This is a genomic window from Mucilaginibacter flavus (assembly GCF_030409315.1).
Classification (GTDB): Bacteria; Bacteroidota; Bacteroidia; order Sphingobacteriales; family Sphingobacteriaceae; genus Mucilaginibacter; species Mucilaginibacter flavus.
In genome coordinates this window covers 1-25,691 of record NZ_JAUFPS010000019.1, presented here as the reverse complement: position 1 = coordinate 25,691, position 25,691 = coordinate 1, and the positions used below count along the sequence as shown (strand labels likewise).

Sequence of the window (25,691 nt, the reverse complement as noted above, 5' to 3'; positions counted from 1 at the left end):
GCATGGTCGGGTTGACCCTGGCTTTCCACTGGTTATAATAAAAGCAAAATTGGCTGTACAGATAGCCATCGGGGAACTCTTTGATATAAGCTTCCCACAGGAGCTGCCGGTTCATCCCGGTCTTTTTGAGCTCTTTATCGACGTGTGGAAAGCAGCGCAGCATGGATTGCATACGGCTGCTTGGCTGGTTGTTTTCCCTGGTCTTGCCGAAAAGGTCTTCCAGTTCCTTATCATTCAGGTTATTAACTTCTTCAAAGGTAAAGCCGCTCTTCTTAAGGACCGCCAGGTACTTTCTTACGGTATTCCGGGATGATTCAATCTGGGCAGCTATAAATCGCGTGCTGCGACCCTGGCTGTTCATCCTTAAAATCTTTCTAATCTTACTCATGCTGATTGTCAAATTGGCCATCTTAGAACGGGTCTTTTGCCCTCAAAAGATGGTTGCTTCTACAGCATTTGCTACGCGTTTTGGTGGGTCAGTTTGCCCCGAAATACCATGGTCAGTTTGCCCCGAAACAGTGGGTCAGCTTGCGCCGAAATGGTGTGGTCTCATTCATCATAATCTCCACTCTGCGACCTGATTGAACTTTGTTATTTGTTTAGATAGGATTCTTACCGAATCACCATCAGGATCAAACGAACTGCTATATCGTGATTGTGAATAGGCATTTTGCAGCAATTGGTATAATTGTACTCCTTCGGTGGTATTAAGCTCAAATACCTCTTTTAATTCATCTGTAAACAACAAGCTGAGCCTAAGCAATCTTGATAAATTATGCATCTGCACCCTGTAGCCTATAACGACTTGTATAATAGCTTTTAAAACACTTTCAACAGATTGATGTAAAAGAAATGCTGCGAGCCTGAAATTGCTGTCTGCCCTATATAATTCTGCGCCCCTTAAAAATTCGCTACCTTGTTTACCCCATCTTTCCCAATTGAACTTTGCCCTTTCCAATAATAACTCATTTGTTATTTCTTGGTGAGCGGGTAATACTAATTCAGGGGATTGGTATAATACAAATCCTTTTTTCATAACAGTTGACCAAAAGCGCCTGCCGATATTTAAGGCCTCTTTTGCGCTGTTTGCCTTATGAACTATGGCATGTACAATAGCAAGGTACTGGCAGTTGTCTTCTATCTTGTTGCTTATTTCATGCTCGGGCGTCTTTTCATCATCGTTAATAAGGATAAGCAGGTAAAATGTAAACGGCTTGGGGTGTGTTCCTAAATGAATAATCATTTGAACCTGTTGACAACGTTTTACAATCAGATTTTTAATTTCTTCCAATGCCAGCTTTTCGGCTGTTGTAGGATCGGGGTTTATTGTTCTTAGCGCAATTGAGGCAGTGGTTGTTTCGGCCAAACTACTTTCAAGCTTGCTTCGCTTTAGCTGTGGGCGACCACCCTCTCGCTGGCAGATTAACCATGCTGCCGAATACAGCTTAATTAAGTTTTCATAAACAGTAATAACCTCACCTGCATACAAAGCCTCTACATCTGCATTATTGTAAAGGGCTACGTGTGACCACTCATGCAATTGATCCCTGTATTCCTGCGGCTTGATTTTTTTAAAGACTTTCTTAACTGCCTTATAGGGTTCAAGCTGTTCTTTTAAGGAAAGGTTTTTAGGATAGTATTCCCATTGTTCCTTTTCTTCCTCCAATTGCTCCTCTATAAGCTGTTTCCGCTGGTAAGAGAAGTTTTTGTAATTGACTAATAGCAGGTACATGGCTTCCAGAATCCTCAAATTGAGGTCATATATAAAAAGCAGGGTGCCCGGACCATGACGTTTTTCGTCGTAATGCTCGTCGTTAACTACATAATAACGCATTCCTTTAATCGTTTACCGTGGCCTTTTACAGTATCAGCACTGAAGAAATCAACAACTACAGACATTGGATTTTCTACTTCGTAATGGCGAAGGTTTTTAGGGTAATGTTCCCAGGGGGCATAAGTTCCATTGTACATGATGATATTTTTATACCGGCCTCCATTAACCGGCAAAACAAAAGAATAGCAAAACATCACTGTACCGAACCATAGGCGATTGTACTTTACAATAAAGCCGTTGTTTTGTACATTTACATTTTAACAATACATTTGACTTATGGCAGAACCAACCTTACATATCGGTAGAAAAATTAGTAAGATCCGTGAGTTGCGTGGAATGAAGCAAGAAACCTTGGCAACCGAATTGGGCATAAGTCAGCAGGCTATTTCTAAAATTGAGCAAAGTGCTGAAGTTGAAGAAGATGCTCTTATTAAAATTGCAAAAGTATTAGGAGTAACAGTTGAAGGCTTGAAGCATTTTACCGAGGATTCTGTATTTAATAACATCAATAACTTCCACGATAATTCGATCCAAAATAATTTCAATCCCATTGAAAAAGTAATTGAGCTTTACGAACGGTTGCTTCAGAGTGAGCGTGAAAAGATCGAAATTCTTAAAAATCAAAAATAGCATCATGATTGGTGAAAAATATTGGCTCGTTAGTGAGGTAACGTCTGGAGAATACTATCATTATACAGGATACTTTGAATCTGGAAAACCAGTATTTACAATTGCAATAGCTGATGCTGTACAAATTGCATCATATCTAAGCGCAAAAAACATATTCGATAACCTAAGTAAAATTCTCCCTTGTGAAATTTGGTTAAGCGAAGATGGAAACTGGACTAAGGTTTATCCGTTAGTCGATGTCGAAAAAGACAAATTCTTAAATCCAGTTTCACAATAATTCAACACCTATTTATTAGCCGTTTTAAAATAAGCGCTATCCATAGCTGATAAAGTTCTTCTTTTTGCAATTTGCTTTAAGTAAATCCATGCCCTTTGATAATGGGCTGATTGCTCACTTTGCTTATGCTGACCGTATGCATCAATGGCCTTGCCGCTTAAAGAATATAAATAAGTTATAACCACCAAACATATACCCCAGGGAATAAGCCTGCCAAATACTATTTTATAGTATTGGCCCTGGTTGGTTTCCGGAAATAATAGTATCCGTACTTGTTTAGTGATGAATGTTGGCACCTTGTTCAATTTTTCATAGATCTGTTTAAGCAAGGCCAATTCCTCACTCTGTTTGATATTCTGCTTAATTTCCTTTACTTCGATAAGTATAGTATTTATCGCAACTGAATAATCAGGAACGGGATTTTCGGTAAATCTTGTTACCTTCTTTTCCATTTCGGTATTCTTTTTCACAAGATTGTCTACAATCTCGTCGTTGCCATCCATTCTTTGGTTTAATTCATCTATTTCTTTCATCTTGATATTCCTCTGCTTTGTTGTTGTTTATTTTTCTTTCGCCGCTTTTTTTCCGGGCTATCATCATCGTCGGCTATATTGCCAAGTAAGTCCCCTAATAAATCTGGTCCTGCTGACAGTGATTGCCTCAAGTAATGGGTTTCCGGCTCCGGCTTTAAATAAGTGGTTTGTTCGGTCTTGTCCAGATTTTCTCTTTCCTGCTTTGCGTTTTCCATTACTTCCCTTAGCTGATCTGCCAAGCTCTTTTCCGGTTTAACCTGCTGTTGCTCTATTGCCTGGCTAAGCTTTGCATAACTTAAACTGCGGTCAATCTCTGACCCTTTAAATTTGTATTCCCCTTTGCTGAAACTGATGCCCTGCACTTCTGTGGTGCCGCTCTTGTATTTCAAATGGGTAACAATACCCTGCTTAGCCAATACCTGCTTTAGCTCATTGATATTTTTTACTTTTTTGCTGGCTGCCCTGATTGCATCAAATAATTCATATTTGACCTTATCCTCACCTTTTAGCCGTTGGCGGTTGACCTTTTCTTTACCCGGTGAAATATAAAGGCCATGTTTTAAAGTCAATTCTTTAGCTATTTGTGCATTCCGCTGCTTTTGAAAGTTATCTGAGATGGTTTTACCATTGTTGTTTACCCGGTTATAAACGATGTGTATATGCGGATGATCTTTATCCCTATGCTTTACAATCAAGTACTGCGTGTCCAGTATCCTCATTTTTTGCAGATACTCTTTTGCTAAATTTACCATTAACTCATCGGTCAACTTAGCGGCATCATTTACGCTCCAGCTTAAAGCAATATGGCCAACCGCCTTTCCTAAATTGGGATTGTACTTTCGTTGCAAGTTAAAATCGTTTATGATTTGGTTAACCTGCTGCATTCTTACGCCTGCGGCTTCCAGAACGACCGCATCATGTTTTTGTACCACATAGCGGATACACCCGCCAAAACTTCTACCCGTTATCACTTTCCCTATCATGGTTATTAAGGTGTTTTAAAGTAATATCTATCTCGTTCAAAATTTTACTGCAATCCCTCGCTACCGTTAAAAGCCCAAGCTGGTGCGCAAGTTTAGTTAGTTGGTTAAGGTTGTTGGCAAGCTCGGCAAGCATCCAAAGTATGCGCCGCTCATCGTCTGTTAATCTCGGAACTACCTTTGCACTTTTAGCGGCCGCCCTTATCCAACTGCTTGGCCGCATACCTGCGGCCTTAGCCTTATTGTCGATATAAAAGCGCTCGGTCGCTGTCATTCTAATGCGGATAATCAACTCCCGCTTAACTCTTTTCTTTGGCGCACCACCTTGGTTTTTGGGCTGTGTTACCGATTGTTTGTTAGTTGTCTTTACTGTTGCTTCCATTGGTTAACTACTTATTCTTTCTTTCATTTTCCCCTTTTGCAACCATCGGGCGCAAAAGGCAAGTTTGCCCGGTGCCGTAGGCATCCGGGATGTTTTTGTGGCAACAAAAACACAAACTTGCTCCTTATCGGCAAATGAGTTTGGTTAACGGCCTCCAGCCGATATAGACATCTATACAGCTATACCGCAAGCGGTATGCTGCGCCGCCTTTTTACCAAAGCTTCACTTTGTGTTTTACTCGTTGCCTATCCGATGCTTCGCATCGGATTTGTCTTCTCTGACCTCATCCGCTGTTTTCTTCCAATGGCCTTTTACTGGTCTTTAGCGCGACAAACCTAATACTATGACTATTGGTGAATCCTGCAATCATCATCCTTGTCATGAGCCTTAAATTATCTTGTGTTTCTTTTCGCTAAGGCTAAATTTCGAGGTGGCCTCGTCCTTGATTTCCTCTGCCGTCCTTTTACGGCCAGACTTAATCCATTCAGTCAATTCGGAGCGGTAGAAATAAAGGCGCTTCCCGCGCTTATTAACAGGGAGTTCTTTACGGCATACTTTGCTGTAAACGGTCGGGATAGCAAGGTCTAAAAATATTGCAGCCTTGGCAACAGGCATAATTTCGTCCTGCTCCATCGGCTGCTCCTGCCGCCGAAGTAAAAGCTGTTCGATGTTATCCAGCTTATCCTGTATTTTACTTACCGCCTCGGGTAACTGGTCAAATGTGAGTGTGTCTTTCATTGCGCATTAATTTTGTTTAATGCTGCAATTGTAAGTGCTTGTTTTGCAGTGTTACAAGGGGGTAAACCGTAACCCTGCGCTTACCCCCTCATTTTTTTGCTATCTTTTGTTACGGGGAGTAGGCAGGATGAGAAACTGAGTTTCCTTTTGCTCAATTTTCAGGATGGGAGATTTGCATGGACGAGTATTTTCAGACATTAGGCCGGACAAATAACCCTCCGGCAATTCCCTGGGTTCGGACTGTTGGGACAGGTACATGAACTTCGGGGCGATCCATTTTTCCAGGTCGGACTTCCGGCAGCCGACAATCAAGTTAGCATCATAGAGTTGTTTAAAGGCATCGGCCAGCTGGGTTGCAAAGCCACGGAATACCAAAGGGGCAGCGGGTGCCTCATCATATAGTAGCAGCTTTTCAAGTGCAACGTGATCTTCAGGAAGAAAATAGGCCTTTAATAAGTCAAACAGTTGCACGGCTGCCCCTTGCTTAAAGGTCGGATAGTAGCCCACTATTTTTGCACTGGCAGCCTGTTCTTCGCTTAGTTCCGGTTGGTAGGTGGTTTCCTGTACTACTATTGGCGGTTGGTTTACTTCTTTCGCTTCGTTAGTGTTTTCGATTGCTGCCGGAGCTTCTTCAACCTTTGCCGCTTCCTGCCCCGGTAGTTGGACATTCATCCTTTTTTTAAAATCAACCTCGGTTATCTTCGGCTTAATAAAATTTTCTGTGGCATAGATCAGTTCCATTAAAAACTTTTCCCGAAGTTTGACAGAATCGCCCAGATCTTCCGCAAACTTCGCGGTTACCTCTATATCAGCACTGTCAGATTGCAGATTGTTGACAATAAATAAATATTCCAGTCGGACAGAAATAATAAAGGAGCGGTGATAAACCAAATTCATCTCCGAATAATGCTGGTTGTAATTTGTCCAAAATTCCTTAAAGCGGTTGCGGACTTTAGATAATTCCGCCAGTTGGAGCAAAATAAGTTCTTTGTTTAAGATTAGCAGGTCTAAAAAGGCCATATCTTTTAATACCCTTAGTTCGCTTCTGTAGGAAAAGGAATCGTAATATTGGGTTTCGTAGGTCAGGTCATAAGTTTTAACATGCTTCCTTTCATTCGTTCCCCATTCCAGTTGAATATCATCCTCAATAATACGTAGGTCGAATGTTTGGATGCGGATTAGAAATTCTTTTAGATGCTGCATAATTTGTTGGTGATGAAATTAAGCCCTTTACTATAGTCAGATTCCTTTAAAAAACGCAACCATGCATTTTAAAAGTATAGACAACCCAGCTAAAATCAGCTATCATAAGCCTAAAACCAGTATAAAAACAAAGTTATGCAAAATGCCGTTTGTATCTGTTTTGATTTTTTTTCTGCAAATTTTCTGCAAATAAAAAAACCCAACTCGCCAGAGTTGGGTTAAATCATTGATTTTCAGGCTCCTGAGGCTGGGCTCGAACCAGCGACCCTCTGATTAACAGTCAGATGCTCTAACCGGCTGAGCTACTCAGGAATCGTTTCCGTTTTGGAGTGTGCAAAAGTAGCATTTCTGTTGAAAACACACAATTTTTCTACAGAAAAAATTAAAATATTTTTTAAACTCTTTATTAACTATTGATAATGTGGTACTTAATTTTTCAAAAAGCAGCCATTTTTTACTTCATTTTATTCCTAACAAGGCAAGACGAGTCCTTTTTATGATTTATTACCACACCGGAAGCTATTCATATCAAAACAACACCCCGTTATTGCTCAATATCCGCTGATTTTCGCAATATTTGCCGATAATAAAATATAAATACTTTTACATGAGTTTGTTAGTTATTGGTACTGTAGCATTTGACGCGATTGAAACCCCTTTTGGGAAAACAGATAAAATAGTTGGTGGATCGGCCACGTTTGCAAGTTTGGGCGCATCTTACTTTTTTAATGATATAAATATTGTTGCCGTAGTTGGCGACGACTTCCCCCAAAGCGAGATTGAAGATCTTAACAAGCACAACGTTGATACTGAAGGCTTGCAGATAAAACAAGGCGAAAAGTCGTTTTTCTGGAGCGGAAAATACCATAACGACATGAACAGCCGCGACACACTGGTTACGGAACTTAACGTATTGGCCGATTTTGACCCGATCATCCCCGAGGCTTACCAAAACTGCGAATTTTTGATGCTGGGCAACTTATCGCCCCAGGTACAGCAAAGCGTTATCAGCAGGCTTAAAAACCGTCCAAAACTCATTGTAATGGATACCATGAACTTTTGGATGGATATTGCACTGGATGAGCTGTTAAAAACTTTAACCATGGTTGATGTGTTAACCATTAATGATGCCGAGGCTCGCCAGCTATCGGGCGAGTTTAGCCTGGTAAAGGCTGCCCGCAAAATTTTAACCATGGGACCAAAATACCTGATCATCAAAAAAGGCGAGCATGGCGCATTGCTTTTCCACGAAGATAAAATTTTCAGCGCCCCCGCCCTGCCCTTAGAAGAAGTGTTTGACCCAACCGGTGCCGGCGATACCTTTGCCGGTGGTTTTATTGGCTACATGGCCAAAACCGGTACTGTAAGCTTTGACAATATGAAAAACGCCATCATTTACGGATCGGCCCTGGCATCATTCTGCGTTGAAAAATTCGGATCAGAAAGATTAAGAAACCTAACCCAGGATGAAATTGCCGGCAGGATACAGGAATTTGTAGGTTTGGCTAAGTTTGAGATATAGGCCTCACCTAAATTGTGGAGCATTCATGAGCACCGAACAAAAAATTATCAGCGAATAATCCTCTCCAAAGGAGAGGACTTTGATTTGCAAGATTATGAAAAGGCTGTCCCATAAGGGCAGCTTTTATTTTTTGCTCCCCTTTAGGGGGGCTGGGGCGCTTAGCCTCCCCACCTTTTCAAACTTTTCAAAAACGGTTTCGGTATGCGGGGCGTCGGCAAGTTCGGGGGTTAGGTCCTGGCCGGCCCAGTGTTCGTAGTGTTTGCCGTTGCGCCATAGCCGGCTTTCGGTAACATCGTATATAATGCCTTTGTAGGCTACCCAAATTTGTGGCTTATCCTGCCCGTTACGCAAGGCCAGCTGCGATTTGGTGTATTCGGGCAGGTTATCCATTGGCTTTATTTCTTGCCTTAAAATACTCAAAAAAGCCGATGTTCATCAGCAGTAAAGCCATCAAATAAAAATGATCTTCTAAAGGGATAGCCCCCAGCCTGATACCCATATTTTGAGCGTTATTATAACTAACTATGGGAATAGATGTCAGTATTCCATTTACTATATAAAAGGGGATCAGTGCCACCACATAAGCCACATAAAAGCGATTGAGCCATCTAACCTTAAAAATAAAATGTATTGCCAACATCAGCAAAAGCAACAAGCCGGCGGTAATTGCCGTGTACACCTTATCATAATAAAACACCAAACCAAGAATACCTGATAGTACCATCAGCACACTGATAGCACCACTAAGACCGGCACTCATTTGCCATTTGATATAATAATTTAAGCAGGCGTATATAAAAATACAGGCAAAAGGAACCGTTAAAAAGAACAATACTTCCTCTATTGGCAAACCCAGAATAGAGACACCGGTTATATAATTGGGATTAAATGACCATACATTTTGCATGGTGAACAGCACATCCCAAAGCAGAAAGAACAAGCCCGTTATAGCCATTCCCGGCCAGATGAACCGCCAGCTTTTATAAAACCGAACCCGCCTATCAAACGACAATACAACCGGGAAAAATACCGTGAAAATATTGATAAGCAAGTAAGTGTATCTCACTTTAATTCGGCTAAGGTTTTGTTTAACCCCTCGGTTTGGGCGGCAGTACAGCGTTTGGATTGCAGCAGGAATTTGATAATCGCTACAGCTAAATCCTTATCGGCAGTACCGTAATTTTTTTTATCCAGTTGGGTTATAATTTCGTCCCTATCGGTGATCAAATCTTTATTGAAGCCCAAAAAGCCGGGCACGTTATGCTCAACCGAAAAGCGCAGAAAACGAATTTCGATATTATGCGGATCAGCAGCTACCGCTGTTTTATAGGTAGCCTCGGCATTGTTGAGGTGTTTTACCTTCATGTAAGGATTCCAGCTTAGCTTGGCTTTGCAGGCCGATAGCGTGCCCAGGTAAGCCGTGATTACACCGGTGCGTGGTTTAACTACAGATAGACTCTTATACAGCGAATCGGTAGTTTTACTACTGTTCATACAAACAACCAGCAAGCTGCGGATGTGCCTTAGGTTAGGCTCATCTGCTTTAACAAACTGGCTTACCAACAATAACAACACCACGAAAAAGCCTCTTATCCTACCCTTCATATCACATTTAATTTTTGCTGCAAAACAGCTTTTAAGTACAAGCCCATTTTACGGGTATCTGAAATTCTGATCCTTTTTTGGAGGATTACATTTGCCGGGGTATAGCTTATTTTTTTAAACAATTGCCGGTAATAAGTATACGCTATGTAAACACCCAACCGGGTACCGGCCGGCAACCGTTTAATACCTTCGTAAGCATCTTTAAAGTCCCGCTCAATATCCTGCTGAATACCAAACTTATCCTGCTCGGTAAAATTGTTAAAATCGATGCCCGGGAAATAGGTGCGACCGCGTTCTTCCAGATCGGCACGTACATCGCGTAAAAAATTCACCTTTTGAAAAGCCGCGCCAAGACTGCGGGCCTGGGGTAACAAAGCGCGGTAAAGCCCATCATTATTATCGGCAAAAATGCGCAGGCACATGAGGCCTACTACCTCGGCCGAACCGTAGATATAGGTATCATAAGCATCCTTGCTATAGGCCTTCCTTTCAATGTCCATTTCCATCGAACTTAAAAAAGCTTCGATCTGACTATGCTCGATATGGTAACGGTTTACTACTTGCTGAAAAGAATGTAAAACCGGGTTAAGGCTGATATTATCTTCAATAGCCCTGAATGTTTCCTGCCTGAAGTTATTGATCAGCCGTAATTTATCGTGCCCGTGAAAGGTATCTACAATTTCATCGGCATAGCGTACAAAACCGTAAACGGCATATATGGGGTACCTGAAAGCTTTATCAAAAGCCCTGATGCCCAAACTAAAAGAAGTGCTGTATTTTTGGGTGATTAACTTACTGCATTCAAAACAGGTTTCATCGTACAGTTCCATCATTAGCAATACCGTTGTGCCCAAAAGTACAAAATAGCCGTCGGATTGTTTTTTTATCGGCATAAAAACAATTTACTTTACAGGTGGGATGGGGTTCGAGGTGTGGGTTGCCGGGTTCGGGTTGCGAGGTGCGGGCCAACGATACAAACAGCTTACTGAGCCTAACAACACGAATTTCGAACCGGAATAGCAATATATAAAATGACAAAACAGGCCACACAAACCACAAACCAGACCACAGAAAACCGGCAACACGCCTCCCGCAACACGAACCACATCGTCGTTATCGGGGCGGGCTTCGCAGGTTTATCTGCGTCTTGTGTGTTGGCTAAAGAGGGTTACAAGGTTACTGTTCTTGAAAAGAATGACCAGGCCGGTGGGCGGGCAAGGGTGTGGGAGCAGGATGGTTTTAAATTTGATATGGGCCCAAGCTGGTATTGGATGCCCGATGTGTTTGAAAACTTCTTTGCACTGTTTGATAAAAAGCCGACAGACTATTACCAACTTGTACGCCTCGATCCAGGCTACCGGGTTTATTTTGGCAAGGATGATACGATGGATGTTCCGGCGGATATGAGCGCTTTAGAAGCTCTTTTTGAAAGTATAGAACCCGGCAGCAGCATAGCCCTTAAAGCGTTTTTAAAACAGGCTGCCTATAAATATAAGGTTGGCATGGGCGAGTATGTTTTTCGGCCCTCCCATTCCATTACCGAGTTTATTGATTTTAACCTCATTAAAAAAAGCTTCAGCCTGCAATTGTTAGGCAGTATGAGCAAACATGTGCGCCAATATTTTAAAAACCCTAAGCTGATTAAACTATTGGAGTTCCCGGTGTTGTTTTTGGGCGCTACCCCGCAAAATACCCCGGCCATGTACAGCATGATGAACTATGCCGACCTGGCCCTGGGCACCTGGTACCCGCAAGGCGGCATGAACCAGATTGTAAAAGCGATGGTAAGCCTTGCCGAAGAACTGGGCGTAACTATTAAACTCAACACCGAGGTAACCAAAATTGATGTAGCTAACCAACAGGCAGCCGATATAACCACCAATCAAGGAACTTTCAAAGCCGACTTTATAATTGCAGGGGCCGACTATCAGCATGTAGATCAGCAGTTGATAGATAAACCTCATCAAAATTATACACCCAAATATTGGGATAGCCGCACCATGTCGCCATCGAGCCTGTTATTTTATATCGGTACCAATAAAAAGGTGGAAGGCATACAGCATCACAATCTATTTTTTGACGAGGATTTTGAGCTGCATGCTAAAGAAATTTATACCACACCGATGTGGCCTACCAGGCCGCTGTTTTATGTATGCTGTACCTCCAAAACGGATACGGATGCGGCACCTGCGGGCGGCGAGAATCTGTTTTTCCTGATACCGATAGCGCCGGGCTTAAATGACGACGAAACAATCCGCGAAAAATATTTTAACCTGATGCTGGATCGGTTTAAACATATCACCGGGCAGGACATCCGCGATTCGATTGTGGTTAAACGTAGCTATGCCCTTAATGATTTCAAAGCCGATTACCATTCCTTTAAAGGCAATGCTTACGGCCTGGCCAATACCCTGGCACAAACCGCTTTTTTTAAACCAGCCATGCGGGCAAAACATATTAAAAACATGTTGTATACCGGGCAATTAACTGTACCGGGACCAGGTGTGCCGCCTGCAATTATCTCGGGGCAAGTGGCGGCGTTGGAGGCTATGAAGATGCTGGTTAAGTAGGTCTTTTACCTGTAAAAACTGGTAATGGCATAAACATGACGTAAACAAGTCGGCAATTAATATCTTTAGAGGGCTTTACTTTTGGTGAACAAAATACACGAATATGAAAACCTTTAACCTCGGAAAAAAAATTAAAGAACTGCGCACCCGTAAAGGATTAAGCCAGGACGAATTAGCAGAACAAGCTCAAGTAAGTTTAAGAACAGTACAACGTATAGAAAACAACGAAACCGAAGCGCGGGGAGATACACTTAAAAGACTGGCAAGCGCCTTAGATATTAACACCGAAGAATTAACCGAAGCCCCTTTTGAAACAACAGAAACAACGGCCGAAGACAACAGGAGCTTCCTGGCGCTATTCAATTTATCGGCCTTAACGTTTATCATATTTCCATTGCTTGGCATCATTACTCCACTAGCAATATGGTTATCAAACCGAAAAAAAATAAACAGTATAGATAAAGCATGCAAACGGGTAATAAATTTTCAAATCTCCTGGTGCCTGTCTATCATAGTTACAATTGTCATTTTATTAAATCATGAGCTTTTTCACATGCCATCATCAGTACTTGGTTTAGGTGTGGTAGAGATTATACTTTTAACCCTTCCCCTGTTTTACGCAGTAAACGCTATTTACATTATTTTTAACAGCATACTGGTGTATAACACACGGCAGGTATTTTATCAGCCGGCTGTACCTTTTTTGAGGTAGAAGGCGATTGAACGTAGGAGTCTGAGAGTAGAAGGCAAAGCGCCGAAAGACTTACGAACGTTTTTGAAACTTCGTAAGTCTGACAATCACAATTTATCTTCTGAGACAAATTCAATTGCGATTAAAAAGTCCTCAAACCAAAAAACCCGCCTAAAAAGCGGGTTTTTCATTATATATGGTTGAGTTTATGACCTTAGTTTTCTGCGTATACCGGTTTCGCAATTCCGTTATCGTATGCTTTTAGGTTTTTCTTTAAAAGTTTACGGGCAACGTGAATGCGGGTTTTTACTGTACCGATTGGAATATCCAGGTGATCGGCAATTTCATGGTATTTGTGGCCTTCAAAATACATGGTGAAGGGGATATAATAATCTCCAGGTAACCTGTCTAATGCTCTTTTGATATCATCCATCACAAATTTGGCCTCACCCTGATTTTTAGTTGAACTAAATACCAGGTTTGGAGAAGATATCTCATCGCTTTTGGTAACAAAGGTGCTCATTTTAACAAAGCGGCGATAGTTATTGATAAATGTATTTTTCATGATGGTGTATAACCATCCTTTTAAATTTGTGCCTTCTTTAAACTTATTGTAGTAAGTTATGGCTTTCAACATTGTATCCTGAACAAGGTCGTTAGCATCGTCTGCGTCGTGCGTGAAATGTAAGGCGTATGACCTTAGTGAAGTTGCTTGACGTAATACCAGGGTGTTAAACTCAATCTTTGTCATTTTGTAAATGTTTTGTGCTAACAGTTAGGCAAGCATAGTGCCACATACTGTATTGTATACAGCACAAATCATAGCCAAATACAAAAAAACACGAATAAAATGAACGTGTAAACATTACACTTTGACTACAATTAACAAACTGATAAACAGAATATTAATATACCAATTTAAGCAGATTTTAAAAAAATGGAAAAGTTTAATTGTAACACTAATGTTATTGAAAACAGATGAAAACAAAATGAAATATTTAGTTAAAATTTAATTTCTTAACTAATAATATTCACCTCGCGTTGTAGTGAAACGCCAAATTTAGCGTACACACTGTCTATAATTTGCGACGAAAAGTTGTACACTTCCTGTCCGGTGGCCCCTCCGTGGTTCACTAACACCAGTGCCTGGTTCTTCCAGGTACCGGTGTTGCCAACAGTTTTTCCTTTCCAGCCGCATTGTTCAATTAACCAGCCGGCGGCTAATTTTACCTGTCCATCGGCAGCCGGATAGTTTACTACCTCGGGGAAATTGGCGTGTACAACCTCAAATTCCTGTTTGGTAATCACCGGGTTTTTAAAAAAACTGCCTGCATTGCCAATAGTTGAAGGATCGGGCAGTTTAGATACCCTAATGTGTGATACTACCTGCGATACATCTTTTATAGTAGGCGCGGCAATACCACGATTGGCCAGCTCCTGCCCTATGGCACCGTACTGCGTATTAATATTAGGGACCAGCGATAAATGAAACTTAACCGATACAATAATGTACCGACCTTTTAACTCACTCTTAAAAACACTTTCGCGGTAGCCAAACTTACAATCATCTTTAGTAAACGTTTTAAAATTACCCGTGGCTATTTCAAAAGCGCGACAGCTTACAAAAGCGTCTTTTAACTCAACCCCGTATGCTCCTATATTTTGAATAGGCGATGCCCCTACCGAGCCCGGGATAAGGCTCAGGTTTTCGATACCGGCATAATCGCGGGCAACGCAATAATTTACCAGGTCGTTCCATACTTCACCGCCACCAGCTTCCACGTACACATCGTTATGGCTTATGCGATGCTCGATGCCACGGATATTCATCCTTACAACCAGTCCATCAAAATCAGCTACTAACAACATGTTGCTCCCTCCGCCCAAAATCAGGCGTTCGGTTTGTTGCCATTGCTCATCAGCAAACAGTTCCACCAAATCATCTTCGTGAGCTACCTCTACAAAATACCGGGCTTTGGTATCAATGCCAAAAGTGTTAAAGTTTTTAAGAGATACGTTTTCCTGTATTTGCAGCATAGGGTATTGATTTCGGATGTCGGATTTTCGATATCGGATTTAGGGCGAATTTCGGAATTTTAATTTGGATGGGATGAGGGGATTTTTATTTGGGGTGTTTGCGGAGAAGAAACGACGCAGACGACTCACCCCGAACATCGCTTCGCTCGTTCTGCCCCTCCTCTCTCCGGCAAGCCGCATAGAGGGGCTTCGAAGTTTTTGCTTTGCGCCCTCTTTGCGGCTTGCCGGAGAGAGGGCAGGTCCAGCGAAGCGTAGACCGGGTGAGTCGATTGCGCTATGCCCCAAACATTACAGGTATTTTGCAATCTCATTCAAAACAAACGCAGTATTGTTTAAAATCTCCTCATTTTTAAATCGTAACACCGTTAATCCTAAAGCCAGCATTACTTCGTCCCTATTTCGGTCATAATCTTTTTTTAGTAAATGTATAGCGCCATCGGCCTCTATAACCAGTTTATGCTCTGCACAATAAAAATCAGGAATATAATATACATTACCCTTGATGCTTGATTGAACGCAGATTGGGAATTGCCTCAAAAACTTCGCTCCATTTAGCTTTCTATTCCTCAGATGTTGCCATAATACCTTTTCAGCGGGAGTTTCCTGCTGTCTTAATAGTCGACAAAGGTCAATGATGGAAGACATGGAGGAAATTAATAAAATATTTGCGAACCTGCATAGCGCAGACGACTCACCCCGACGAGGCTACGCCCGTCTGCCCCTCTCTCCGGCTGCGTCGCATAGAGGGGCTTCGAAGTTTCCCCGCCCTCTTTGCGCGAAGCGGAGAGAGGGCAGGTCCAGCGAAGCGTAGACCGGGTGAGTCGCCCCTTGGTTAGTTTACACCACGCTCACTTTCTCCAACTTAAATTTTGAAACCTCAATAATCAATCGTAATATTGCGATACAATTATGGGCGTCACTAAATCAGAAATATATACTTCAGAGCAAAACACGCTTGCTGTGCAATTGAAGGCAATTGCGCACCCGGCACGTATAGCTATTTTGCAGGAACTTATTAAAGCCAATGCCTGCATTTGCGGCGATTTGGTGACAGAATTAGGACTGGCCCAGGCTACAATATCACAACATTTAAAAGAGCTAAAAAACGCGGGCCTGATACAAGGTACAATTGAAGGCGTAAGCATATGCTATTGTATTGAACCCAGGGCCTGGAAAAATCTGCAAAAAGAATTAAACACCTTGTTTTCGTCGTTTAAAGACACCAATAGTTGTTGTTAAAATTTTTTGTTTAAATCAATCGCAATATTACAATGAATAAGATAAATACAATCAGCTGGGGAACATTTAAGGATACTTTGATCCAGCACCGTGACCTTGATTTGCAATTCAGGTACGCCGAGGGCAAACTGGTAAACGCGGCCTACCATATCACCGAAATTAAACAGGCCGCCATTACTTCGGTAGATTGTGGCGGGGTGATGAATAACTGGCCAGAAGTTATTGTACAATTATGGGTACCCGAAAACGCAGAACAGGAGCGCTCAATGAATGCCGATAAAGCGTTATCGATTATAGCTATCGTAGAAAAAATGCTGCCTTTAAATCCCGAAGCGGTGGTAAAAATTGAGTTTGGCAATTCAGAATTTGATACGCGCCAGATGTTCCCCAATGAAATAATCGCGGACGACACTTCCCTTACTATCGACCTGCGCCCCGATGCGGTACAGTGTAAGGCAATAGAGCGTGGTGGTAGTTGCGGCACCAATGATAAAGGCGAAGAATGTTGCGCGCCGCCTGCAGCCGAAAAGCCTAAAATTCAATTGGTAAACCTTGCTCCGCCTGCTGCAACTTGCTGCACACCCGGCGGAGGCTGCTGCTAAATTGCAAAACATGATTATTGACCAGGCACAACCCTACATGCAACAAGTGATTGAATTGCTGGAGGCCGAAAAGCTACCCACAACCGATCTGCCCCAAACACTGGATAACTTTATTGTGGCCATACAAAATGGCAGCGTAACAGGTGTTGCCGGTATCGAAATATACACGCAGTACGGCTTGCTGCGTTCCGTGGCGGTACAAGCCGGGCAAAGAAACCTGGGCATAGCAGGTAACCTACTTACCCGCTTAGAAGTTTTGAGTAAATTAAAAGGGGTAACAACATGGTACCTCCTTACCGAAACGGCCCCTGCCTATTTTGAGCGAAAAGGTTTTATTAAAATAACAAGGGCAGATGTGCCCGCAGAAGTGCAATGCTCATCAGAGTTTAGCCATGTTTGCCCGGCATCTGCCATAGTGATGAAAAAAGAATTATGAATAAGAAAAACATATTAGTGCTATGCACCGGCAACAGTTGCCGCAGCCAGTTAGCCGAGGGCTACCTGCGCTTTTTTAGTGGCGATAAAGCCAATGTTTACAGTGCAGGTATTGAAACGCATGGCGTAAACCCCAAAGCTGTACTGGTGATGGCCGAGGACCATATCGATATTTCTAAACACACCTCCAACCATGTAGATGAGTACCTGAACGTGCCTTTTGACATGGTGCTTACTGTTTGCGATAATGCCAATGAAGCTTGTCCGTTTTTCCCCGGTAAGGTTGAGCGTTTTCACTTCAACTTTCCAGATCCGGCTAAAGCGGTTGGCACGCCGGAGGAGGTGATGGACGAGTTTCGCCGGGTTAGGGATATGATCAAGGCATATTGTGCTGGTTTTGTACAAACTCATTTATATTGAAGCTAAAAGCAAAACGCACAAAGCAAAAATCCAATGCACTGTTTATCAGTGCAATAAACCTCAATTCATGAAACTAATTATTACCTCCCTTTAACATGAGAAAATATGTAGCCGAAATGATTGGCACATTCACCATGGTTTTTTGTGGCACGGGAGCCATGGTGATCGATCAGCAATCGGGCGGCGCGGTTACCCATGTTGGCGTTGCCATAACCTGGGGACTTATTGTAATGGTGATGATCTATTGCCTGGGCAACATATCCGGCGCGCACATGAACCCCGCAGTAAGCATTGCTTTTACAGTAGCAGGCAGGTTTAAAGCAAAGTTATTGCCGGGCTACATAATAAGCCAGTTAACAGGCGCGTTGCTTGCAAGTTTTGTATTGAAAATATTGTTCCCTGCAAATCTGCTCTTAGGCGCAACCATGCCGATGGGGTCTGAAATCCAATCCTTTGTTTTGGAGTTACTGCTTACATTTTTCCTGATGCTGGTGATTATACACCTTGCACATGGCAGCAAAGAGCAAGGGGCATTCGCGGGGCAGGCTATTGGCGCGGTAGTAGGCCTCGAAGCCATGTTTGCCGGGCCGATATGCGGCGCTTCCATGAACCCGGCAAGATCAATAGCACCCGCCATGGTATCCGGCCACCCCGAACATCTTTGGATTTATATTATAGGCCCTATTTTGGGCGCAGTGTTAGCTATACCAGTCTGGCGTTATTTAAGCAATCCTACTATAGTTGAAGTTTAAATACGTAACGGGCGTAAAATTTATGTATGGTAGGAAAAACCTGGGCACGTAATAAATAGCGTGCCTATGTTACTTCCCTCCGTTCCCCATCAGCACTAAATAATAGTACTTTACTGCCGATGCCCTTTCATTTTCTATCAAAAAAGGCAAAGTCATATTCTCGTTTGAATAATGGGCGAATGATTTTATCATTTTAAAAGGGATGTGATCGGTGGACAATTTGGTTTTAACATCATCGTCAATTAAGGTCAGCACATTGTGCTGTTTGGCTGCCTCCGCCTCATCCATAAAAGTAACCGGGGCATGCATATAAAACTCAAAGGCATTTTTAACCTCAAAAGCTGCTATAACTTTTTGATTGGGGTAATTTTGGTTGATATACGCCGCGGCCTGCACATCGCCTTTATACCTTACCAGTGTGGGGTAAACTATAAAAGTAAGATAGGCGTTTACAAAAATGCTTACGCAGCAGGTAAATAAAAATAACGCCCTGATGCCTGCACCATTGCTTTTGTATATATATAAAGTAATTAATACCAGCCCGATAACCAGGCTTGTAAAAAGCAGCCAGCCCTCTGGTTCAAAAACAAAGTTCAATGCCAAAATAGTGGTGATAAGCAGGCCTGCAATAATATATTGCGTGATACTGAAAAATCGGCTATGATTACTGCCTATGATCTGCTTTACAAAAACCGCGGTTATAATAGCCAAAAATGGAAACAGGATATTGGTATAAAAAGGCAGCTGAAATTTGGAGATAGAGAAAATGAGCAACATGATAAAAGCGCCGCTTACGGTAACATACTCGGGCCTGGCTACACCTTTAATGATGTCTTTGATGCTTTTGAAAATGCAGCAATATAAAAAGATACTCCAGGGGGCAAAGGCCCATAGCAGCGTATGTAAAAAGAAAAACACATCGCCGTGCGTATTTTTAATAACGGCCGTATTGCTGAAACGCCCAAACTGGCTATCCCACAAAAACCAATGAATGCCAGATACGCCTGTGTGACCAAATATTACCTTTTCGGGATGGCGGTCAAACTGCACATATAAGGTATAAATTTCGGGCAGGGTAAACAGCACTACCAATACAGCGGCCAATAACCATTTCCAATTAAACAGCGATTTTATATCCCGTTTAAAAATATAATCGCCAATAATGGCAAAGCCGATGGGGATAAGCAGGTAAATACCTTTGGTCATCACGGCGCAGCCCGTAAACAATGCCCCCAATAATATATCACCCCAGCTAAATCGCTCCTTAACTTTATAAAAATGATATACCGCGCCCATTAACAGCCCCATAATATAAGGCTCGGCCCTGATATCGGTGTTTGACATTACTACATGCTGCGCGGTAAGCAGGATGAGGATGGCGATGATGGCAGTTTCCCTATCGTAAAATTTGCGGGCAAGTTTATAGGTGTACGCTACCGACATAAAGAAGAACAACAATGCCGGCAGTTTATAAGCAATAGTATTGATACCGAAAATTTTAAAACTAAGCGCCGCTATCCAAAAAGGAAAGTGCGGCTTATCGAGCCAATCTCCGCCATGGTAAATTAAATAGGTAAAGTTGTTAGTTTGGGCCATGGTACGGGCCAGCATACTGTACAGGCTGGGATCGTCTGTAAAATATTTTACGCTGATGCCAGCCACGTTAATCAATACGGCCAGAATAAGCACCAATAAATAGGACTTTCTTTGAATAGAAGACTGGTGGACTGTTAAACTATCAGCCATAAAACATTGCGCTGTAAATATTATTGTACTATATTCATTAACAGGTATTAAAACAAGTTTAACCCTTACTTACCAGCAATGTTTCGATGCCACTTTTAACGAATGAATAGCCGCTAAATTATACATTGAATGAATACTTAATTTTAAGCTATTGTTAACTAATCAGGTTTTATCAACAATTTTCACCTTTACAATACAAATTGCAAACTTTTTTAATTATTTTAGAAACTTGATTAACTTATTAACAATTTAACTAAAAGATATGACCTCAGTTGCAAATCCTGAAAAATCAACAGAAAAAAAATCGGCCATTAATCCTATCATTATTATAGGAGCTTTATTTTTCATTTTCGGGTTTGTAACCTGGCTTAACTCGGTATTGATCCCTTATTTAAAAATAGCTTGTCAGCTTAATAATTTTGAATCGTACCTGGTAACAAGCGCCTTTTACATAGCCTACCTGTTGATGGCCAAACCATCGGCCTGGGTGCTTAAACTGTGTGGTTTTAAAAACGGCATGGCCGTAGGACTAATCGTTATTGCATTGGGCGCTTTGATTTTTATCCCGGCGGCCCTTACCCGTATTTATTCCATTTTCCTTATCGGTTTATTTGTGCAGGGAACCGGGCTGGCTATATTACAATCGGCATCAAACCCGTATATCACCATTATTGGTCCACCCGAGGGTGCTGCCAAACGCATGAGTATTATGGGTATCTTTAATAAATGTGCCGGCGTATTGGCTCCTATAGCCCTTGGCGCATTGGTATTGGCCGATATTGACGGCTTTAGCGCGAACCTGGTGAAACTTGATGCCGCCCAAAAAGCAATCGCCCTAAATGGTTTAGCATCGCGCGTGATATTGCCTTATGTAATTATTGTGGTGGTATTAGCTGTACTGGCTGTATTGATCTACTTTTCGGGCTTACCTGAAATTGATACCGAACACGAGGATGAAGCTGTTGCGGCGGCAAACTCTGGCAAGGATAGCATATTCCAATTTCCGCATTTAATATTAGGCGTATTGGCCCTGTTTTTTTACGTAGGTGCCGAAGTTATCGCCGGCGACTCTATCATTGGTTACGGCACGGCAAGTCATATTCCGCTCTCTACCGCTAAATACTTTGCATCCGGTACGCTTATTTGCATGGTTTTAGGCTATTTAGGAGGCATTGTGTTTATTCCGCGTTATATCAGCCAACAAAAAGCGCTGGTTTATTCGGCCATATTAGGTGTGATACTTACTGCATTGGCGTTGGTTACTCCACGATATATTTCTATTGGCTGTATAGCTTTGTTAGGCCTTGCAAACGCGTTGATGTGGCCTGCCATTTGGCCACTGGCATTATCGGGGCTGGGTCGCTTCACAAAGATAGGCTCATCACTGTTGGTAATGGGTATAGCAGGCGCGGCGGTTTTCCCGCCATTGTATGGCTTGTTGGTTGATAAATTATCGGCCCAGGAAGCGTACATGATGCTGATCCCTATTTACCTGTTCATCCTTTACTTCTCTACCATCGGCTACAAAAAAGGCAAACATGTGGTAGCGGTGTAAGCTATTTATATAATAAAAGGCCAACAATAAGGCAGCGATATTGACTATATTGCTGCCTTATTAGTTTTACCTTATCAATGAAAATAAGACTGAATTACTGGCAGTTGATTTTGTTGTTTTTGCCAACGATAGCAGCGTTTACAACTTTCAACTTTCTTCACACCACACAGGTCAGCTTCAGAGTTGTAGATTTTTTATTCGTTTTAAATATCTGTCTTGCGACTTGTTATCAAGCATATTTAGCTATTGGTTTTAATAAGCAAAACGCTAACCAATCAACGTGGTTTAGCATACACATGTATATACCCGTTATTTTTACAATTACATATCTATTGTACAGCGCCTATTTTACTTTTATAAAACCATCTTATGCAAATTTTAAAGTAGAGCCAATTAAAAGGATCAGTCACAATTCAACTACTTCAATAATTCTATTTTTTTTATTTTACACAGCTATCACTTTCTTCATCATAAATAATCGATATGTATCAGCCCAAATAAAAAAGGTAGTAGATGTGGATGAACAGGAAAATTTGAGACTGACATTTCTGAACCCTATGAAACAACTGGTGAAGGTTTCTTGGATTGTAATAATCGGCGGTTTTGCATTATCTGTAATTATAGATATTGTTAGGCAGGCTATTTAGCATTTGAAAATCTTCAGATATCACCGCCTAAACCACTTCCGCCCCACCACCAACAACCCAAATTCCTCAGCAGGGTGTTTCTCCATCGATTTATGATGAATTTTATGAGCCCTGCGGATGGCCATCAAATAGCGGTTAGTACTTTTAAAAGCTTTAAAGCGGTTATGAATAAACCAATCGTGAAAAATAAAATAGATATTGCCATAAACGCTGATCCCGATGCCAATCCACAGCCGGTAATCTAAGCTATAGTGTCCAATCCAAATCAACCATAGTGCGAATGCGGCAAAACCAATGCTAAAGATATCGTTCAGTTCCAGCCAGCCATGCCGTTCCTGGTGATGCGTTTTATGAATAAACCAAAGGGGGCCATGAAAGAGGTACTTGTGCATCGCCCAGGAGAGAAACTCCATGCAACTTACTGTTAACAAGATTAAACCAATGTTGATGAGAAGGTGCATTGTTTAGTTGGCAGTTTTCTGTTTGCAGTTGGCATTATTGGGAATAAACGAAAGGCTTTAAAATAAGTTTGCAGTTTTAAGGCAGGATATTTCCGCTTAAAACTGCAAACTCAAAACTGCCTACTGCAAACTATATATGAATAGCTCTATTCTCTGTAGCAGCCAAACAAGCCTCTCTCATGGCTTCTGTATAGGTTGGATGCGCATGGCTCATTCTTGAAATATCTTCGGCGCTGGCGCGGTATTCCATGGCTACAACGGCTTCTGCAATCATATCAGCAGCACGCGGACCAATCATGTGTACGCCCAGGATCTCGTCGGTAGCGGCATCGGCCAGTACTTTCACAAAACCATCCAAATCGCCGCTTGCACGGGCACGACCGCTGGCTTTGAACGGGAATGATCCTGTTTTGTATTTTACTCCCGCGGCTTTCAATTGCTCTTCTGTTTGACCAACAGCGGCAACTTCCGGCCAGGTATAAACTACACCGGGAATCAGGTTGTAATCAATGTGTGGTTTTTGGCCGGCAATCTGCTCGGCAACCAAAGTACCTTCATCCTCGGCTTTGTGGGCAAGCATGGCGCCTTTAATTACGTCGCCAATGGCGTAAACACCTTTAACACTGGTCTCCAGGTGATCGTTAACGGTAATTTTGCGACCGCGTTCTTCAACCGTGATGCCAATTTTATCTAAACCTAAACCATCGGTATAAGCAACACGACCAACAGCTACCAGGCAATAATCGCCTTTAAGTTCTTTCTTCTCACCTCTAGGGGTATCAAAAGTTACAGTAACTTCATCGCCGGTTACGGTTGCGCCGGTTACTTTGTGACCCAGGTAAAATTCCATACCCAATTTGGTCAATACTTTTTGCAACTCGCGGCCAAGCGCTTTATCCATAGTTGGGATAATGCCATCCATAAATTCAATTACAGATACCTTGGCACCCAAACGGGCGTAAACAGAGCCTAATTCCAAACCAATAACACCACCACCAATTAACACCAGGTGTTTAGGCACTTCGGTAAGGTTTAAAGCCTCGGTTGAGGTGATGATGCGTTTTTTATCAATCTTTAAAAATGGTAATGCCGATGGTTTTGAACCGGTAGCGATGATCACATTTTTACCGGTGATTTCGGTTTCGGTACCATCGGCCTTTTTAACGGTGATGGTATTTTTATCTTTAAAAGAACCAACACCAAAGTGCGTGTCGATTTTATTTTTCTTCATCAGGTAGCTAATGCCGCTGGTGTTGGCATCTACCACTTCTTTTTTGCGTTTCACCATCTGGCCAAAATCAATGCTCAAATTTTCGAGGTTGATACCATGCGTTTTAAACGCATGTGCAGCATTATGGTAATGCTCGGACGAATCCAGCAGGGCCTTTGATGGAATACAGCCCACATTAAGGCAGGTACCACCAAGGGTATTATATTTTTCGACGATTGCAGTTTTTAAACCCAGTTGGGCACAACGTATAGCGGCTACATACCCCCCCGGGCCCGAACCGATAACGATAACATCATATTGCATAAGCTTTTGTTTTATGGGTGGCAAAGTTAGTAGTAATTATTGAATTAGTGATTTAGTGGGGAATTATTGAATTATTGAATTATTGAATTATTGAATTATTGAATTATTGAATTATTGAATTATTGAATTATTGAATTATTGAATTATTGGTAACAACAATCTTTTTAAAACTCACAATACTTATCTGCCCAGGCTTTAATCAAACCTACCCTATCCTTAACAAACTTTGACCCGAAAAACAGGTTCGACCAATCGTCAAAATGTTCGTATTGAAATTGCAGGTAAAACAACCAGAAACCAATGCCGAGGTAAGGAATGGATTTTAGCTCTTCGTCGGTAACGGGTCTTACTTCGCGATAGCTTTCAATGAAAAGATTAAACATTCGGTTGGCTTCGGCATCTGTTAGTTTGCCGGTATGTGCATGCATAAAGAAGTGTACGAAGAACGACATCAAATCATTAACCAAAAAGCCCTTGCCTGCAAAATCGAAATCAAAAAAGGTTAAGTCGCCCTTATCATCAAAATGGAAATTCTTGGGCAAAAAATCGTACTGGCAATAACCATGGCTAAACGTTGCTGTATCAAACGCTGATAACTTTTGAGCTGTTTTATCAGCCATTTCTTTTAAATAAGCATATTCATCGGGCAAATCTGTAAATGCAGGCTCAAGTATTTCAACCGGCCGGGTAAGGGTAGTTTCAATGGTGTATTCTCTGCGGGGATAGCTTAGCGTTATTGTTGATGTGATATTGTGAACTTTGGCCATCTGCCTGCCAATTGTTTTCAATTGCTCATCGCTTAAGTCTATTACCGGCACACCTTCGGCATACGAAAACAGTACTCCGTGGCGTATGCCTTCGGGCGCGTTAAAATTTTGCAGCTGCCCGCCATGAATATCTGTGATGGGATAGGCTACACTTGCGCCGTTATCTTTGAGCAGGTTCAATAGCTCGATCTCTCCTTTGATCTCTGCTGCCGAACGGTGTTGCTCCCGGTAAATCTTCAGAATGTATTTGTTGTCGATGGCCTCAATAATGTAGGTATCGCTAACACCCCGCAAAAGATACTTGCACGTAATCAGCTTTAAACCATAGGCATCCTCGATAAACATTTTTAAGGCCGCTGCCGATAGCGTGGAATATTGAACCGGGAAATGACTCATAGTTTGGATGATTATAAAATGGGTTACAATGATACAAAAAACAATATTCTGCGTAGCGATGGGTTTAAAACCTTGAGTGTTCGAAACCTTGAATAAAAATCAATCATCGGAATACTATATCCGGATTACCTCCGC

General features: G+C 42.0%; 30 protein-coding genes, 1 tRNA gene and 1 pseudogene. 12 read left to right on the top strand and 20 right to left on the bottom strand.

Annotated features, from left to right (window positions below; genetic code table 11):
* From QWZ17_RS06700 to QWZ17_RS06690, 3 genes and pseudogenes are all read right to left on the bottom strand, one after another.
* A pseudogene (locus QWZ17_RS06700) lies at positions 1–388 on the bottom strand (HTH domain-containing protein); the annotation flags it as partial.
* A 168-nt stretch (positions 389–556) separates the two neighbouring features.
* Positions 557–1,834 (bottom strand): HEPN domain-containing protein, encoded by a 1,278-nt coding sequence (locus tag QWZ17_RS06695; RefSeq protein ID WP_290304290.1) that lies wholly within the window; start codon positions 1,832–1,834, stop codon positions 557–559.
* Entirely contained in the window at positions 1,819–1,971 is a 153-nt protein-coding gene (locus QWZ17_RS06690; protein WP_290304289.1) for a hypothetical protein, read from the bottom strand. The genes QWZ17_RS06695 and QWZ17_RS06690 overlap by 16 nt, the downstream gene beginning before the upstream one ends.
* 139 nt (positions 1,972–2,110) lie before the next feature.
* Here QWZ17_RS06690 and QWZ17_RS06685 point away from each other — a divergent pair, with 139 nt between their 5' ends.
* Together QWZ17_RS06685 and QWZ17_RS06680 are read left to right on the top strand one after the other, a co-directional pair.
* Entirely contained in the window at positions 2,111–2,464 is a 354-nt protein-coding gene (locus QWZ17_RS06685) for a helix-turn-helix domain-containing protein (RefSeq protein WP_290304287.1), read from the top strand.
* Positions 2,465–2,468: 4 nt separating this feature from the next.
* Positions 2,469–2,741 (top strand): hypothetical protein, encoded by a 273-nt coding sequence (locus QWZ17_RS06680; RefSeq protein ID WP_290304286.1) that lies wholly within the window; start codon positions 2,469–2,471, stop codon positions 2,739–2,741.
* An 8-nt stretch (positions 2,742–2,749) separates the two neighbouring features.
* Here QWZ17_RS06680 and QWZ17_RS06675 read toward each other — a convergent pair whose 3' ends face one another.
* The 6 genes from QWZ17_RS06675 to QWZ17_RS06650 form a co-directional block, all read right to left on the bottom strand.
* Positions 2,750–3,274, bottom strand: coding sequence for a hypothetical protein (locus QWZ17_RS06675; protein ID WP_290304284.1), 525 nt, complete (start codon positions 3,272–3,274; stop codon positions 2,750–2,752).
* The gene (locus QWZ17_RS06670) at positions 3,271–4,257 is read right to left on the bottom strand and encodes a relaxase/mobilization nuclease domain-containing protein (RefSeq protein WP_290304283.1); all 987 of its coding nucleotides are present in this window, start codon (positions 4,255–4,257) and stop codon (positions 3,271–3,273) included. Before QWZ17_RS06670 ends, QWZ17_RS06675 begins: the two co-directional genes overlap by 4 nt.
* Positions 4,232–4,636: a plasmid mobilization protein gene (locus tag QWZ17_RS06665; RefSeq protein ID WP_290304282.1), complete on the bottom strand. Its 405-nt coding sequence runs from the start codon at positions 4,634–4,636 to the stop codon at positions 4,232–4,234. Before QWZ17_RS06665 ends, QWZ17_RS06670 begins: the two co-directional genes overlap by 26 nt.
* A gap of 387 nt (positions 4,637–5,023) precedes the next feature.
* Positions 5,024–5,374 carry a helix-turn-helix domain-containing protein gene (locus tag QWZ17_RS06660; protein WP_290304281.1) on the bottom strand — a complete coding sequence of 117 codons (351 nt, stop codon included), beginning with the start codon at positions 5,372–5,374 and terminating at the stop codon, positions 5,024–5,026.
* A gap of 99 nt (positions 5,375–5,473) precedes the next feature.
* Positions 5,474–6,577: a hypothetical protein gene (locus tag QWZ17_RS06655; RefSeq protein WP_290304280.1), complete on the bottom strand. Its 1,104-nt coding sequence runs from the start codon at positions 6,575–6,577 to the stop codon at positions 5,474–5,476.
* A gap of 238 nt (positions 6,578–6,815) precedes the next feature.
* Positions 6,816–6,889: transfer RNA gene (locus tag QWZ17_RS06650), tRNA-Asn, on the bottom strand.
* A 295-nt stretch (positions 6,890–7,184) separates the two neighbouring features.
* Between QWZ17_RS06650 and QWZ17_RS06645 the strand changes: the two genes are divergently transcribed.
* Positions 7,185–8,099, top strand: coding sequence for a PfkB family carbohydrate kinase (locus QWZ17_RS06645; RefSeq protein ID WP_290304279.1), 915 nt, complete (start codon positions 7,185–7,187; stop codon positions 8,097–8,099).
* Positions 8,100–8,222: 123 nt separating this feature from the next.
* On the opposite strand, the gene QWZ17_RS06640 is transcribed toward QWZ17_RS06645, so the two are convergent.
* The 4 genes from QWZ17_RS06640 to QWZ17_RS06625 are packed head-to-tail and all read right to left on the bottom strand — an operon-like array spanning position 8,223 to position 10,597.
* Entirely contained in the window at positions 8,223–8,489 is a 267-nt protein-coding gene (locus QWZ17_RS06640; RefSeq protein WP_290304278.1) for a cytochrome b5 domain-containing protein, read from the bottom strand.
* Entirely contained in the window at positions 8,482–9,165 is a 684-nt protein-coding gene (locus tag QWZ17_RS06635; RefSeq protein WP_290304277.1) for a lycopene cyclase domain-containing protein, read from the bottom strand. Before QWZ17_RS06635 ends, QWZ17_RS06640 begins: the two co-directional genes overlap by 8 nt.
* The gene (locus QWZ17_RS06630) at positions 9,162–9,704 is read right to left on the bottom strand and encodes a hypothetical protein (RefSeq protein ID WP_290304276.1); all 543 of its coding nucleotides are present in this window, start codon (positions 9,702–9,704) and stop codon (positions 9,162–9,164) included. The genes QWZ17_RS06635 and QWZ17_RS06630 overlap by 4 nt, the downstream gene beginning before the upstream one ends.
* A complete protein-coding gene (locus tag QWZ17_RS06625) occupies positions 9,701–10,597 on the bottom strand; it encodes a phytoene/squalene synthase family protein (protein ID WP_290304275.1) in 897 nt (298 codons plus the stop codon). Before QWZ17_RS06625 ends, QWZ17_RS06630 begins: the two co-directional genes overlap by 4 nt.
* A gap of 138 nt (positions 10,598–10,735) precedes the next feature.
* Between QWZ17_RS06625 and crtID the strand changes: the two genes are divergently transcribed.
* Both crtID and QWZ17_RS06615 read left to right on the top strand, forming a co-directional pair.
* Entirely contained in the window at positions 10,736–12,274 is a 1,539-nt protein-coding gene (gene crtID / locus QWZ17_RS06620; protein WP_290304274.1) for a bifunctional phytoene desaturase/3,4-desaturase, read from the top strand.
* A 103-nt stretch (positions 12,275–12,377) separates the two neighbouring features.
* The gene (locus tag QWZ17_RS06615; RefSeq protein ID WP_290304273.1) at positions 12,378–12,986 is read left to right on the top strand and encodes a helix-turn-helix domain-containing protein; all 609 of its coding nucleotides are present in this window, start codon (positions 12,378–12,380) and stop codon (positions 12,984–12,986) included.
* A gap of 193 nt (positions 12,987–13,179) precedes the next feature.
* On the opposite strand, the gene QWZ17_RS06610 is transcribed toward QWZ17_RS06615, so the two are convergent.
* From QWZ17_RS06610 to QWZ17_RS06600, 3 genes are all read right to left on the bottom strand, one after another.
* Complete coding sequence (locus QWZ17_RS06610; protein WP_290304272.1) at positions 13,180–13,716, bottom strand: RNA polymerase sigma factor; 537 nt, start codon at positions 13,714–13,716, stop codon at positions 13,180–13,182.
* Positions 13,717–13,982: 266 nt separating this feature from the next.
* Positions 13,983–15,002: a UDP-N-acetylmuramate dehydrogenase gene (gene murB, locus QWZ17_RS06605; RefSeq protein ID WP_290304271.1), complete on the bottom strand. Its 1,020-nt coding sequence runs from the start codon at positions 15,000–15,002 to the stop codon at positions 13,983–13,985.
* 288 nt (positions 15,003–15,290) lie between these two features.
* Complete coding sequence (locus tag QWZ17_RS06600; protein WP_290304270.1) at positions 15,291–15,647, bottom strand: endonuclease domain-containing protein; 357 nt, start codon at positions 15,645–15,647, stop codon at positions 15,291–15,293.
* A 264-nt stretch (positions 15,648–15,911) separates the two neighbouring features.
* On the opposite strand from QWZ17_RS06600, the gene QWZ17_RS06595 reads away from it, so the two are divergent.
* The 5 genes from QWZ17_RS06595 (at position 15,912) to QWZ17_RS06575 (ending at position 18,450) form a co-directional block, all read left to right on the top strand.
* The gene (locus tag QWZ17_RS06595; RefSeq protein ID WP_290304269.1) at positions 15,912–16,241 is read left to right on the top strand and encodes an ArsR/SmtB family transcription factor; all 330 of its coding nucleotides are present in this window, start codon (positions 15,912–15,914) and stop codon (positions 16,239–16,241) included.
* A gap of 32 nt (positions 16,242–16,273) precedes the next feature.
* Positions 16,274–16,843: a DUF6428 family protein gene (locus QWZ17_RS06590; RefSeq protein ID WP_290304268.1), complete on the top strand. Its 570-nt coding sequence runs from the start codon at positions 16,274–16,276 to the stop codon at positions 16,841–16,843.
* Entirely contained in the window at positions 16,794–17,279 is a 486-nt protein-coding gene (arsN2, locus tag QWZ17_RS06585) for an arsenic resistance N-acetyltransferase ArsN2 (protein ID WP_290304267.1), read from the top strand. The genes QWZ17_RS06590 and arsN2 overlap by 50 nt, the downstream gene beginning before the upstream one ends.
* Entirely contained in the window at positions 17,276–17,698 is a 423-nt protein-coding gene (locus QWZ17_RS06580; protein WP_290304266.1) for an arsenate reductase ArsC, read from the top strand. Before arsN2 ends, QWZ17_RS06580 begins: the two co-directional genes overlap by 4 nt.
* A gap of 95 nt (positions 17,699–17,793) precedes the next feature.
* Entirely contained in the window at positions 17,794–18,450 is a 657-nt protein-coding gene (locus QWZ17_RS06575; RefSeq protein ID WP_290304265.1) for an aquaporin, read from the top strand.
* Positions 18,451–18,519: 69 nt separating this feature from the next.
* Here QWZ17_RS06575 and QWZ17_RS06570 read toward each other — a convergent pair whose 3' ends face one another.
* Positions 18,520–20,196: a glycosyltransferase family 39 protein gene (locus QWZ17_RS06570; protein ID WP_290304264.1), complete on the bottom strand. Its 1,677-nt coding sequence runs from the start codon at positions 20,194–20,196 to the stop codon at positions 18,520–18,522.
* A gap of 262 nt (positions 20,197–20,458) precedes the next feature.
* Between QWZ17_RS06570 and QWZ17_RS06565 the strand changes: the two genes are divergently transcribed.
* On the top strand, positions 20,459–21,751 hold the full coding sequence (locus QWZ17_RS06565; protein ID WP_290304263.1) for a sugar MFS transporter: 1,293 nt from the start codon (positions 20,459–20,461) through the stop codon (positions 21,749–21,751).
* A gap of 77 nt (positions 21,752–21,828) precedes the next feature.
* Positions 21,829–22,398, top strand: coding sequence for a hypothetical protein (locus QWZ17_RS06560; protein WP_290304262.1), 570 nt, complete (start codon positions 21,829–21,831; stop codon positions 22,396–22,398).
* Between the two features lie 20 nt (positions 22,399–22,418).
* Here the strand turns inward: QWZ17_RS06560 and QWZ17_RS06555 are convergent, their stop codons facing one another.
* The 3 genes from QWZ17_RS06555 to QWZ17_RS06545 form a co-directional block, all read right to left on the bottom strand.
* Complete coding sequence (locus QWZ17_RS06555; RefSeq protein WP_290304261.1) at positions 22,419–22,859, bottom strand: sterol desaturase family protein; 441 nt, start codon at positions 22,857–22,859, stop codon at positions 22,419–22,421.
* 130 nt (positions 22,860–22,989) lie between these two features.
* On the bottom strand, positions 22,990–24,393 hold the full coding sequence (gene lpdA, locus QWZ17_RS06550) for a dihydrolipoyl dehydrogenase (RefSeq protein ID WP_290304260.1): 1,404 nt from the start codon (positions 24,391–24,393) through the stop codon (positions 22,990–22,992).
* Positions 24,394–24,557: 164 nt separating this feature from the next.
* Entirely contained in the window at positions 24,558–25,556 is a 999-nt protein-coding gene (locus QWZ17_RS06545; RefSeq protein ID WP_290304259.1) for a phosphotransferase enzyme family protein, read from the bottom strand.
* Positions 25,557–25,691: the final 135 nt, after the last annotated feature.